This is a genomic window from Edwardsiella piscicida, assembly GCF_021733145.1.
Lineage (GTDB): Bacteria > Pseudomonadota > Gammaproteobacteria > Enterobacterales > Enterobacteriaceae > Edwardsiella > Edwardsiella piscicida.
In genome coordinates this window covers 1007611-1019552 of record NZ_CP090968.1, presented here as the reverse complement: position 1 = coordinate 1019552, position 11942 = coordinate 1007611, and the positions used below count along the sequence as shown (strand labels likewise).

The following is an 11942-nucleotide window of genomic DNA, read 5'->3' as shown; positions in this document are numbered from 1 at the left end:
TATAATGGAGCAATACTACAACAACGTCCTGTCATGTCCGTCGTCCACCTCGCGGGCAGAACGGCCACCGCGCCATGATACTTTAATCGCAAGGAGCTTATATGTCTGGGTTAACGCAGCCAGTCGTCCGTCTTCTGGCCGCCGTGATTTTATCTGCCTCGATTATTCCTGCCGGAAATGCGGAGATATTACCCGTACTGCCAACGCCGTTTAAAGGCGGCACCGGCGCCATTCTCAACAACACGATTTATATCGGGCTGGGCAGCGCCGATAAATCCTGGTATCGATTGGACTTAAGTGCCCAAGAAAAGCGCTGGGAGCCTATTGCCACATTTCCTGGCACAGCCCGGGATCAGGCGGTGACGCTAGCATTAAATAACAGCCTGTACGTGTTTGGCGGCAGCGGCAAAGCCACTGAGCACGATGGAACGCCCTCAGCATTAACCGATACCTATCGCTATATACCGCAGAATAATCAATGGCAAAAAATAGATGCGCATCCGCCGCGTGGCTTTGTCGGGCACGCCGCCGTCGCCCTCAACCGCACTCAGGGGCTATTTTTAGGCGGCGTCAACAAACAGATATTTGATGGTTACTTCCGAGACCTTCATCAAAATAAAGATGATAAGCAAGCCTCTGACCATATTATTCAGCGCTACTTTGATAAGCCGAGCGATGATTATTTCTTTAGTCGGGAGGCGCTGCTGTTTGACGCCGACGGCCAACGCTGGCAATCCCTCGGCGTTACCCCCTTTGCCGGAACGGCGGGATCGGCGCTGGTGCGCAGCGGCGAACGCATCACGCTGATCAACGGCGAGATCAAGCCGGGCCTGCGTACGGATCGGATCCACTATGCCACCTGGTCCCACGATCGGCTGCGCTGGACCGGCGAAGGCGCTCTGCCGCCGCCGCCGGGAGAGCCGATCCAGGAGGGGCTGGCCGGCGCCTACGCAGGCTACAGCCACGGAACCCTGCTGGTGGCGGGCGGCGCCAACTTCCCCGGGGCCCGGGCCAACTACCGCCAGCGGCACTATTACGCCCACCAAGGGCTTAACAAGCACTGGCAGCAGGCCATCTATGCCCAGCGGGGCGAACGCTGGCAGGCCATCGGCGAACTGCCTGTCCCGCTGGGCTATGGCGTCTCCGTCAGCGATGGCCAGCACCTCTACCTGATCGGCGGAGAGACGCTGCAGGGCAAGGCGGTCGATTCGGTCATCACGCTCAGCATGCGCGACGGTAAGCTGATCATCGAGCGCTGATGCGCCGCCGACGTCGATAACGATTACCCGTGCCGCGATCTTCTCTATCGCGGCTACGGCGAGCTGTACCTATAAATAATCAAAAACCACTCAATATCTCTGGGAATGACAAATGAAAAAGACCAACTCTATTATACCACTGGCGCTATCTCTCATTTTCTCTGCAATAAACGTGCAGGCCACGACCATCGACTTTCGCCATGAATACGCCGACTCCTCACGCATTAATAAGGATCGTATCGCCGTCATTCATAACTTTGCCAGCGGCGTAGGGTTTTACGTTGATGCCAGCGTAAAATCCGGTGGCGTGAATAGCGAGCAGGATAAATTTTTAAGCGATCTGGTAAGCAACGCCATTGAAATGGGGCTGAGCTATAGCCATAAGCTATCCGATAATATCACGCTGCAGCCCGGCATTATTTTTGAGAGCGGTACAGACATCGCTATCTATAAGCCTTACCTGAGGGCGCAATACAGCTTTGACAGCGGTATTTACATCGCCGGACGTTACCGTTTTGACTATGCGCGGAAAACGCAGGACGGCGCGCATGACGAACAGACGAATCGTCTGGATGGTTATCTTGGCTATCGCTTTAATGATTGGCGCGTTGAATATGATTATACTCAAATGTATAGCGACGCGCTTAAATATAATAATAAAAAGACCAATTATGAACACAACGTCGCCCTCTCTTACCGAATAAACCCGTCCTTTACCCCCTATGTCGAAGTCGGCAACGTCGCCGTCAACAGCAACAGCGATGCGCGCCAAACCCGCTATCGCGTCGGGCTTCAGTACAACTTTTAACGCCTCTGCGGGGCGCCGCCGCGCGCCCCGTTCACGGCGTGGACCGGGCTGCAATATCTAAATTCATCAATGGGAAAGTGTGCGCTGCACGACATAAGAGAGCGATTTTTGTACCACATTATGCGACGCCTCACACTTCCCTATTTTTTCGCTTGATGAAGCAACGCTCCGAAAAAATAATCATAACGGAGCAAAACACCAACAAGCGCGACTCTGCCCCAGGACGCAGAGCCGATGCAACGACCCTAACGGAGGACGGCGTGATGCACTATCCAGTATCCCCCCGCGGCGCGCGCACCCGCCGGGCTATCGCCGTCAGCGCCCTCCCTCTTACCTTACCCATGGCAGGAATTAAACATGCAGATTCATGACTTCGGATTCCTTAACTATGCCGTCCTGTTCGGCTACCTGCTGGCGATGATGCTGGTGGGGGTGTACTTTGCCAAGCGCCAGAAAACGGCGGATGACTACTTCCGCGGAGGCGGCCGCGTTCCCGGCTGGGCCGCCGGCGTCTCCGTCTTTGCCACCACCCTGAGCTCCATCACCTTTATGTCCATTCCGGCCAAGGCCTATACCTCGGACTGGACATTCATCATCGGCCAGTATCTGGCTATCGCCATTCTGCCGCTGGTGTTTTACTTCTACATTCCGTTTTTCCGTAAGCTGAAAATCACCTCGGCCTACGAGTATCTGGAGGCGCGCTTCGACGTCCGCAGCCGGCTGTTCGCCAGCCTCTCGTTCATGCTGTTCCACATCGGCCGCATCGCCATCATCACCTACCTGACCGTGCTGGCCCTGCGTCCCTTCCTGGCCATCGATCCGGTGGTTCTGGTGCTGCTGATCAGCATTCTGTGCATCATCTACACCTGGATGGGGGGGATTGAAGGCGTTATCTGGACCGACGTGATCCAGGGGCTGCTGCTCTCCGGCGGCGCCGTGCTGATCTTCATCATGATCTGTTGGAAGGTGAACGGCGGGATTAGCGAGATCTACAGCGTCACCGCCGCCGCCGATAAATTCTTCCCGGACAGCCAGTTTCAATGGAGCTGGACCAACAGTACCATCCCGGTGCTGATGATAGGCTTTCTGTTTGCCAACATTCAGCAATTTACCGCCAGCCAGGACGTCGTCCAGCGCTACATCGTGACCGACTCCATCGAGGAGACCAAGCGGACGCTGATCACCAACGCCAAGCTGGTGGCGATTATCCCCATTTTCTTCTTCGCCATCGGCTCCGCGCTGTTTGTCTACTATCAGCAGAACCCGCAGCTGCTGCCGAAGGGCTTTAACACCGGCGGGATCCTGCCGCTGTTCGTGGTCACCGAAATGCCCAGCGGCATCGCCGGACTGATCATCGCGGCCATTTTCGCGGCGGCCCAGTCCAGCATCTCCAGCAGCCTGAACAGCATCTCCAGCTGCTTTAACTCCGATATCTATGTGCGGCTCAGCCGTCAGGAGCGCAGCGCGCCGCAGAAGATGAAGATCGCCCGTCTGGTGATTATCCTCGCCGGCCTGTTGAGCAGCCTGGCCACCATTTGGCTGGTGCTCTCTAATGAATCAGAGATTTGGGATGCCTTCAACAGCCTGATCGGCCTGATGGGTGGCCCCATGACCGGCCTGTTTATGCTGGGGATCTTCTTTAAGCGCGCCAACGCCGGCAGCGCCTTCTGCGGGATCCTGGTCAGCATCGTCGCCGTGCTGCTGACGCGCTACGCCTCCGATCTCAACTTCTTCTTCTACGGCGTCGTCGGCGCCATGTCGGTCGTCGTGGTCGGCGTGATCGCCGCTCCGCTGTTTGCGCCGGCCAAGCAGGTGACGCTGGACCGCGAACGCGTCTGACGCGCCCCCTTCTCTCCCAGCCCGGTCCATGCCGGGCTGACTTTTTTTAAACGTGGTTATTTGCTACGCTTAACGTTCCATAGCCCAATTCCCATGCCGCCGCGCCGCTGGACGGTGCAGTTCATCAATCAAGGCGCCCTCTCATGAAGGACTCTCAGCAGATTCGCTTACAGCCCGGAAAAATCCTCGACACGCTCTCTGCCATGCAGAACAGTCTGACCCGCGTATCTCAACGGATTGCCGACTATATCCTGCGCACCCCGGCGCAGGTCACCCAGTTCTCCATCGCCCAGCTCGCTCAGGCCACGCAGTCCGGCGAAGCGACAGTGATCCGCTTTTGCCGCACCCTCGGCTATAAAGGATTTCAGGATTTCAAGCTGGACCTGGCGATTGAACTCGCCCGCAGCGACGCGGAGGAGACCCCGCTGCTCGATGCCGAAATCATCGACAGCGACGACGTGCCGACCATTGGCCGCAAGCTGCAGTCCGCCATCAACAGCGTCCTGTCAGAGACCCTGAACCTGCTGGACATGGCCCAGGTACAGGCGGCGGTCGATGCGATTCGTCAGGCCAACTACCTGTTTATCTGCGGCGTCGGCTCCTCCGGCATCACTGCCGAAGACATGAAAAACAAGCTGATGCGCATCGGCTATCGGGTTAACGGCACCAGCAATAACCACTTTATGTATATGCAAGCCTCGCTGCTGCAGCCGGGGGACGTCGCGATCGCCATCAGCCACTCCGGCGCCTCGCCGGAGACGGTACACGCGCTCAAGCTGGCGCAGGAGGCCGGCGCGCGCACCATTGCCCTGACCCACAATCTGGGTTCGGCGCTGATGCGTTATGCCGATATCAGCCTGATCAACGGCAATAAGCAGGGGAAGCTGCAGGGGGACTCCATCGGCACCAAGACCGCCCAGCTGTTCGTCCTGGATCTGCTGTACACCCTGCTGGTTCAGGCGGAGCCACAGCGCGTTACCGCGCAAAAGCTGCGGACGCTGAACGCGCTGCAGAGCGCTAAATCGCTGTCGTGAGCGGCCGCCCGCGCCTCGGCGGGCAAAAAAATGCAGAAGCTCACAGTTTGACGAAAATCTACCGTCGTCGCGCGCGACGACGGTTGCGGCACGCCGTATCACGCCCTAGAATGGAGCCAAACTCCATACAAGCAAAGTAAAAAACAAGATAACTCCAAAAGGATGCTAGCATGAAAAAGCTAACCGGTTTGATCGCTGCACCGCATACCCCGTTTAAGGCCGACGGCAGCGTTAACTACCCGGTCATCGACCGCATTGCCGAACACCTGATCGGCGATGGCGTCACCGGCGCCTATGTCTTGGGCACCACCGGTGAAGGTATTCAATGTTCGGTGGAAGAGCGCATGCGCATCGCCGAACGCTGGGTCGACGCCAGTCAGGGAAAGCTGGATCTGATCGTTCATACCGGCGCGCTGAGCATTGCCGACGCCGTGACGCTGGCGCGCCATGCCAACACCCTGGATATCATGGCGACCTCCGTGATCGGCCCCTGCTTCTTTAAGCCGGGCAGCGTAGATGACCTGGTCGAGTACTGCCGCCTGGTGGCCGAGGCCGCGCCGGATAAAGGTTTTTATTACTATCACTCCAGCATGTCCGGCCTGAGCATCGACATGGAGCGCTTCCTGCAAAGTGCCTCCGGGCGCATTCCCAACCTGAGCGGCATGAAGTTCAACGCCAGCGATATGTATGAGTACCAGCGCTGCCTGCGGGTAGAGAACGGCCGCTTCGATATTCCGTTCGGCGTCGATGAGTTTATGCCCGCCGGGCTTGCCTGTGGCGCCACCAGCGCGGTCGGCAGCACCTATAACTACGCCGCGCCGCTCTATCTGCGCCTGATGGAGAGCTTCCGCCGCGGCGATATGCAGGATGTCGCCCGCTGCATGGATAAGGTGATCGCCATCATCCGAGTTCTGGTCGAATACGGCGGCGTCGCCGCGGGCAAGGTCGCCATGCAGCTGCACGGTATCGACGTCGGCGATCCGCGTCGCCCGCTGCGCCCGATGACGGCCCAGCAAAAGGCCGATGCGCTGGCCAAATTCCGCGCCGCCGAGTTCCTGTAAAGCACCGCGTCGTCAGCCCTCCGGCGCCCCGCCGAGGCGTCGGCTCAGTAGGGTGGCCGCCAGCAGCGGTATACACACCGCGATAAAACCGACCGCGCCAAAGCGGTCGGTCAGCGTTCCCCCCAGCAATGCGCCGCCGACAAACCCCAGAATTCCGCAGAGCAGCGTCGCCCGGGCCGGGCGATCCGGCGCCGTCCGCCCCGCCGCCAGGCTATTGATCAGCGACGTCGACATCCCGGTGATGTAGGTCGAGTGTACCTTGGTGGTATGCAGGCTCTGGATCACGCCGTTCTGCAGCCCCAACGCCAGCGCCTGCAGCAGAATAAAGCCGCTGGGACAGCCCCAGCGCCAGAGTCCCACCCCCGACAGCATCAGCAGTAGCTGCAGCGACAGCAGCGGCGCAATGCGCCGCGTATCGCTGTCCGTCATCCGGCGCAGGCGCCAGCGACTCCCCCAATAGGTGCCCAGCAGGAAGCAGACCAGCGCCACGGCGCAGTAGCCCAGCGTCAGCCAGCGCCCCTGCGCCAGGTAGATCATCGCCAGCACCGCATTCCCGGTGATATGGCCGGTAAAGGTGCCCAGCAGGACAAACGCGCCCGCATCGGCAAACCCGCCGACCAGCGTCAGCAGCAGCAATACCCGAATCCGATTATCCATCCCGCTCTCCCGCAGACCGTCCACACCGTCCACACCGTCCACAGCATAGCCGATCGGCGTCCGGACGCCATCGCGAACGCGCTAGGTCAGCTGCCGCAGCTGCCCCGCCTGTAGCTGATAGCAGGCATCGGCCAGGGCGTCGACCTCGCGCGGCTCGTGGCTGACCAGCAGCAGCGTCATGGCACGCTGTCGCTGCACCCGACGCAGGCAGCCCCACAGCCGCCGACGCAGGGGCCAGTCCAGGCTGGAGAAGGGTTCATCCAATAGCAGCAGCGGCGGAGCGCTCACCAGGGCACGCGCCAGCGCGACCCGCTGCTGCTCGCCGCCGGACAGCTGCTGGGGATAGCGCTGCGCCAGATGATCCACCTCCAGCTCCCGGAGCAGCGACAGGCGATCCGCTGCGCAGCGCGGCCGTCCGGCCGCAAACTGCGCCAGCGCCAAATTTTGCTCTACGCTGAGAAACGGAAACAGATACAGCCGCTGATTCAGGTGGCGGCAGGGGCGACGCCAGGGCGGCAGCCCATCGATAGGACGCCCCGCCACACGCACGCTGCCCCGGTACGGCAGATGGCCGGCGACCGCCCGCAGCAGGGTGGTCTTGCCGCTGCCAGAGGCTCCGCAGACGGCGGTACAGCCCGCGGCGGCGGCGGACAGGCTGACGCCGCGCAGGATCGCGCAGTGCAGCGCATCAATATGCAGCATATTTTCCCTTTTCCTTCGGCGGGCGCACGCCGTGCAGCAGCAGCAGCAGGGCAAACGCCAGCAGGATCAACAGCAGGGCACAGCCGACCGCGGCAGAGAAGTCGCCGCCGGCGATATTCAGATACACGGCGATCGGCAGGGTCTCCGTTTTCATCCGCGTCGCGCCCGCCAGCATCAGCGTGGCGCCAAACTCCCCCAGCGCCCGCGACAGGGCCAGCACCGCCCCGCTGACCAGGGCGCGCCACACCAGCGGGATCTCCACCAGCAGAAAGGTCGCCAGCGGCGCCAGCCCCAGATTATGGGCGGTCTCCAGCCAGGCGCGATCGATGCTGGCCAAGGCGGCGCCGGCGCTGCGCAGCAAAATGGCCGTGGCAACATAGGTCTGGGCGATGACGATCCCCAGCGGGGAAAAGAGCCGCTGCGCCAGTCCAGGCAACCAGCCCCCCAGCGGCCCCTGATGTCCCAGCAGCAGCAGCAGGCCGATGCCGGTCACCAGCGGCGGCGTCACCATCGGCAAATCGAGCAGCAGATTAAGCCAGCGTTTTCCCGGCAGCGGGACCCGCACCATCGCCCAGGCCGCCGGCAGCGCAATCAGGCAGGCCAGCGCCAGCGACAGCAGCGCCGTCGACAGGGAGAGCCCCAGCGCGAAACGGATCTCCGGATCGCGCAGCAGCGCCGCCAGCATGGCAATATCGATCTGCCCCAGCAGAGCGGCCAGCGAACCGACGATCAGCGCCAGCAACAGCAGCAGGGGCAGCAGCGCCAGCGCGCGCACCGGACGCTACTTCGCCAGCGGCAAATAGCCGCGATCGGTAAACGCGCGGATCCCCTGGGGCGAGGCGAAATACTCCGCCAGCGCCCGTGCCGCCGCAGCCTGATCGCTACCCTGCAGCACCGCTATCGTCGCCACCTCCTGCGGCACCCCGGGCGGCGTCGGCAGTAGGCGCAGCCGATCGCGGTGGCGCATGGCATCCGCCCGGCCGATCACCGCGGCATCCACGTCGCCGTTGAGCACATACAGCAGCAGCTGTTTAATCGTCGTCGCCTGAACCACCACCCTGCTGCGCAGCGCCTGACCGTATCCGCTGGCCTCCAGCAGCGCATCGCCGCTGCGTCCCAGCGCGATGGCGTGCGGATCGCCCATCCCGATCCTCAGCGGGCTTTGCGCCAGCTGCGCCAGCGTCTCCACCTGGGCGCCGGTATCCCGTCGCACCACCATCACCGGCGTATGCAGCACCAGCGGCGCAGAGAAACTCACCCGCCCCTGAGCGCGCAGGCGCTCGACATAGTCGGCCGAACCGGGCAGAAACAGATCGCCGGCGTGCGTCAGGTTAATTCGCGTCAGCAGCTGTCCCGAGCCGCCGTACTCCACCATCACCCGGTGGCCACTCTGCTTTTCAAAGGCGCTGACCACCGCCTCTACCGGCTCCCGCAGGCCGGCGCCGGCGTACAGATGCAGCTCTGCCGCGGCGGCCAGTGCCCCCCAGCCCCACAGCAACGCTATCCCTAACCCCGCACTCCACTTCATGTTCACTCCATCATCCTCGGTCGCACCAATCGTTATATATATAAATATATTACGATAGCCCGACAACGGCCAAAGGCGGGCAACGTGATCGCACTCGGTCTTTTTATTTTGGGAGAGGTGCTAGGGGGCGGATGGGAGCGACCTGGCGACGGTCAGTGGAGGGGGATGGGGGGCGCTGCGCGGCAGCGCTGGGAGCGATAGCGCCGCTCCCTACGAGATCACGCGGGCGATCAGCTGCGCCAGTGGCCGTGCTGCAGCACATCCTGCTGCAGCTCATGGAGCACGATACGCACTTCCTCATTATCGTGAAAGCCCTCTGCCGTGAACGTCGTTTCATCGCCGTCATGCACGATCAGCAGACTGCTCTCCGGGTAAACCTCTTTCACCCGCGCTCCCAGCTCTGCAACGTAGGCGTCATACTCCGTGGCGGAAAGGTGTGCAATGCTGGTATCAGCGATACTGATTTTAATATCCATGACAGACTCCTCACATTAAGGGCGGATGGTAAACGGACCGTCATGAGTGTAAGAGCTCGCCTAAGACAATGCAACGCATTCATCCTGCTGAGCCATAAGCATTATTTTATGCCGTTCTCCGCTATCGCGTCCGCCGCGGCGCAGCGATCGCGCCCCGGCGACGGCCCCCGCATAGGGCACGTAAATTATGCACTATTTGCATATATCAACCCTTTTTCGCATGGCACCCCCGCGCCCCATTAAGCAATAAAATCCTATTAAAACCGCATATTGATAGGAACAAGCCCCCTATTACACCATCATTGGCATACCACAATATGCGTAATTTGCATTAATCCGCGCTTTATTGCATTTCCACCGAGGGCGCTTTGCCGCCTAGCATGCAGTCAAGACGCCATGACGTGCCCCGGCACGCCCTGGTCGTGGAGAGCGTACTCAGTCAATCGGGGGAAACAGCGTGAAAGGGTTAATTGGCGTATTGGGCGGCATGGGGCCAGCCGCCACCGTAGATATGTTCAATAAGTTCGTCACTTTTACCAGCGCGAGCAGCGATCAGCAGCATATTCCGCTGCTGATCTCCTCCATTCCGGATATCCCAGACAGAACCGCCGCGCTGATGCAGGAGGGCCACTCACCGCTGCCGGCGATGCGCGACTATTTACAGCGCCTGGAGCAGGCCGGCGCCGAGTGCATCGTGATCCCCTGTAATACCGCCCACTTTTGGTTTGATGAGCTGCGCCAGTCCTGTCACGTCGAACTGCTCAACATCGTCGAGGCGACCCTGAACGAGGTGTGCGCCAGCGGGCAGCACCACATCGGCCTGCTGGCCACCAACGCCACGCTGTATATGGGTCTGTATCAGCAGGCCATCGAGGCGCACGGCCTGCGCTGCATCGCCCCCGATCGCGAGGGGCAGGAGCAGGTAATGGAAAGCATCTACGCCCTCAAGGCCGGCGATGCCGAGCATGCCCGCAGGCTCATGGAGCGGCAGGCCGACGCGCTGTTCGCCCGCGGGGCGCAGATCATCGTACTGGGCTGTACCGAGGTACCGGTGATCCTGGCCGAAGCGCAAAGGGCGCAGCCGGAACGCTATATCGAATCGACGGGTGCGCTGGTGCGGGCCGGCATCCGCTGGTATGAAAAACGCGTCGGAAAAACCGACCTCCTGACGCAATAACCCGCATCGGCGGCGGCCGCCGCCCTCTTCTTCACTCTTACCGCTAAACGGCATTGCACTGCCTCTGGAGGCCTTTATGGTATGGCTAGAAATCATCGTTGTTCTGGGCGCAATCTTCTTTGGGATCCGCATGGGGGGGATCGGCATCGGCCTGTGCGGCGGGCTGGGGCTGGCCATCCTGACCCTTGGCCTTGGCCTGCCCATCGGCTCTGCGCCGGTAGACGTGATCCTGATTATTATGACCGTTGTCGTTGCCGCCTCGGCGCTGCAGGCCGCGGGGGGAATGGACTATCTGGTGCGCCTGGCTGGCACCTTCATGCGCCGTAATCCGCGCTATATCAATATCATCGCGCCTATCATCACCTGGTCCATGACCATTATGGCCGGCACCGGCTTCATCGTGTTCTCCACGCTGCCGGTCATTGCCGAGGTCGCCAAAGACTCCGGTATCCGCCCCTCGCGCACCCTGGCCGGCTCCGTCGTCGCCTCGCAGATCGCCATCTCCGGCTCCCCGATCAGCGCCGCCATGGCCGCCATGCTGACCATCATGGAGGGGAATGGCATCACCTTTATTCAGGTGATGGCGATCTGTCTGCCCGCCTCGTTCGTCGCCGCGATGGTCGCCGCGCTGATCGCCTCGCGCCAGGGGTGTGAACTGCAGGATGACGAGGTGTACCTGGCGCGTCTGCAGAAAGGGCTGGTCAGCAAATACCAGGAGAAGCAGAACGTCGATACGCCGCAGGCCAAGCGCGCCGTCGCCCTGTTTCTGCTGGCGACCGTCGCCATCGTGATCCTGGCGGCCTTCCCGCAGCTGCGTCCCGGCTTTGATATCGGCAAACCGATGGGCACCCGCGATATCATCATCATCTGCATGCTCTCCTGCACCTGCCTTATGGTGCCGCTGTGTAAAACCAACGGCGATGCGATAGTGATGACGCCCACGTTTCGCTCCGGCATGAGCTCGCTGGCGGTGATCCTGGGGATCGTGACGCTGGGCACCACCTTTGTCGACGCCCATATGGATCAGATCAAGTTCATCGCCGGCGACGTCCTGCGCGCCTACCCGATGCTGCTGGCGCTGGTGCTGTTTCTGACCTGTGCGCTGCTCTATTCGCAGGGCGCCACCACGCCGCTGATCATTCCGCTGGCCATCGCGCTCGACGTTCCCATTTGGGCCATACTGGCATCCTATGTCGCCGTCACCGGCGTCTTCGTGCTGCCGACCTATCCGACCTCGCTGGCGGCGATGGAGTTTGACACCACCGGCTCCACGCGGGTGGGTAAGTACATCGTCAACCATCCCTTTATGCTGCCGGGGCTGGGGGGGATCGCCGCGGGCGTCGCCTTCGGCTTCCTCATCGCGCCGCTGGTGGTCTGAGTACGCCCCGCTACGCTGCACCT

The 11942-nt window shown here is 61.2% G+C and carries 12 protein-coding genes; 7 read left to right on the top strand and 5 right to left on the bottom strand.

What is annotated here, in order from left to right; all coding sequences use genetic code 11:
• Nucleotides 1-101 precede the first annotated feature (101 nt).
• The 5 genes from L1P05_RS04585 (at nt 102) to L1P05_RS04565 (ending at nt 6001) form a co-directional block, all read left to right on the top strand.
• The gene (locus tag L1P05_RS04585) at nt 102-1259 is read left to right on the top strand and encodes an N-acetylneuraminate epimerase (protein ID WP_012847797.1); all 1158 of its coding nucleotides are present in this window, start codon (nt 102-104) and stop codon (nt 1257-1259) included.
• A 112-nt stretch (nt 1260-1371) separates the two neighbouring features.
• The gene (locus tag L1P05_RS04580) at nt 1372-2067 is read left to right on the top strand and encodes an oligogalacturonate-specific porin KdgM family protein (protein WP_012847796.1); all 696 of its coding nucleotides are present in this window, start codon (nt 1372-1374) and stop codon (nt 2065-2067) included.
• A 357-nt stretch (nt 2068-2424) separates the two neighbouring features.
• Nucleotides 2425-3906, top strand: a complete 1482-nt coding sequence (locus L1P05_RS04575; RefSeq protein WP_012847795.1) for a sodium:solute symporter family protein — start codon at nt 2425-2427, stop codon at nt 3904-3906.
• A gap of 143 nt (nt 3907-4049) precedes the next feature.
• Nucleotides 4050-4940, top strand: coding sequence for a MurR/RpiR family transcriptional regulator (locus L1P05_RS04570; RefSeq protein WP_012847794.1), 891 nt, complete (start codon nt 4050-4052; stop codon nt 4938-4940).
• Nucleotides 4941-5110: 170 nt separating this feature from the next.
• Nucleotides 5111-6001 (top strand): dihydrodipicolinate synthase family protein, encoded by an 891-nt coding sequence (locus L1P05_RS04565; protein WP_012847793.1) that lies wholly within the window; start codon nt 5111-5113, stop codon nt 5999-6001.
• Nucleotides 6002-6013: 12 nt separating this feature from the next.
• Here the strand turns inward: L1P05_RS04565 and L1P05_RS04560 are convergent, their stop codons facing one another.
• From L1P05_RS04560 to L1P05_RS04540, 5 genes are all read right to left on the bottom strand, one after another.
• Nucleotides 6014-6658, bottom strand: coding sequence for a YoaK family protein (locus L1P05_RS04560; protein ID WP_034168422.1), 645 nt, complete (start codon nt 6656-6658; stop codon nt 6014-6016).
• Nucleotides 6659-6739: 81 nt separating this feature from the next.
• Nucleotides 6740-7360, bottom strand: coding sequence for an ABC transporter ATP-binding protein (locus L1P05_RS04555; protein ID WP_012847791.1), 621 nt, complete (start codon nt 7358-7360; stop codon nt 6740-6742).
• Nucleotides 7347-8135 (bottom strand): ABC transporter permease, encoded by a 789-nt coding sequence (locus tag L1P05_RS04550; RefSeq protein ID WP_012847790.1) that lies wholly within the window; start codon nt 8133-8135, stop codon nt 7347-7349. Before L1P05_RS04550 ends, L1P05_RS04555 begins: the two co-directional genes overlap by 14 nt.
• Nucleotides 8136-8141: 6 nt before the next feature.
• Nucleotides 8142-8888, bottom strand: a complete 747-nt coding sequence (gene modA, locus L1P05_RS04545; RefSeq protein WP_041692493.1) for a molybdate ABC transporter substrate-binding protein — start codon at nt 8886-8888, stop codon at nt 8142-8144.
• 230 nt (nt 8889-9118) lie between these two features.
• The gene (locus L1P05_RS04540) at nt 9119-9364 is read right to left on the bottom strand and encodes a DinI-like family protein (RefSeq protein ID WP_012847788.1); all 246 of its coding nucleotides are present in this window, start codon (nt 9362-9364) and stop codon (nt 9119-9121) included.
• A 457-nt stretch (nt 9365-9821) separates the two neighbouring features.
• Here L1P05_RS04540 and cuyB point away from each other — a divergent pair, with 457 nt between their 5' ends.
• Nucleotides 9822-10541, top strand: coding sequence for a cysteate racemase (gene cuyB, locus L1P05_RS04535; protein ID WP_012847786.1), 720 nt, complete (start codon nt 9822-9824; stop codon nt 10539-10541).
• 76 nt (nt 10542-10617) lie between these two features.
• Nucleotides 10618-11919 carry an anaerobic C4-dicarboxylate transporter gene (locus L1P05_RS04530; RefSeq protein WP_012847785.1) on the top strand — a complete coding sequence of 434 codons (1302 nt, stop codon included), beginning with the start codon at nt 10618-10620 and terminating at the stop codon, nt 11917-11919.
• Nucleotides 11920-11942: the final 23 nt, after the last annotated feature.

Bases quoted from the DNA above. Each gene is read 5' to 3' on its own strand.
- L1P05_RS04580 (WP_012847796.1), top strand. From the start codon at position 1,372: ATGAAAAAGACCAACTCTATTATACCACTGGCGCTATCTCTCATTTTC.
- L1P05_RS04565 (WP_012847793.1), top strand. From the start codon at position 5,111: ATGAAAAAGCTAACCGGTTTGATCGCTGCACCGCATACCCCGTTTAAG.
- L1P05_RS04530 (WP_012847785.1), top strand. From the start codon at position 10,618: ATGGTATGGCTAGAAATCATCGTTGTTCTGGGCGCAATCTTCTTTGGG.
- L1P05_RS04570 (WP_012847794.1), top strand. From the start codon at position 4,050: ATGAAGGACTCTCAGCAGATTCGCTTACAGCCCGGAAAAATCCTCGAC.
- L1P05_RS04560 (WP_034168422.1), bottom strand. From the start codon at position 6,658: ATGGATAATCGGATTCGGGTATTGCTGCTGCTGACGCTGGTCGGCGGG.
- L1P05_RS04540 (WP_012847788.1), bottom strand. From the start codon at position 9,364: ATGGATATTAAAATCAGTATCGCTGATACCAGCATTGCACACCTTTCC.
- L1P05_RS04585 (WP_012847797.1), top strand. From the start codon at position 102: ATGTCTGGGTTAACGCAGCCAGTCGTCCGTCTTCTGGCCGCCGTGATT.
- L1P05_RS04555 (WP_012847791.1), bottom strand. From the start codon at position 7,360: ATGCTGCATATTGATGCGCTGCACTGCGCGATCCTGCGCGGCGTCAGC.
- modA (WP_041692493.1), bottom strand. From the start codon at position 8,888: ATGAAGTGGAGTGCGGGGTTAGGGATAGCGTTGCTGTGGGGCTGGGGG.
- L1P05_RS04575 (WP_012847795.1), top strand. From the start codon at position 2,425: ATGCAGATTCATGACTTCGGATTCCTTAACTATGCCGTCCTGTTCGGC.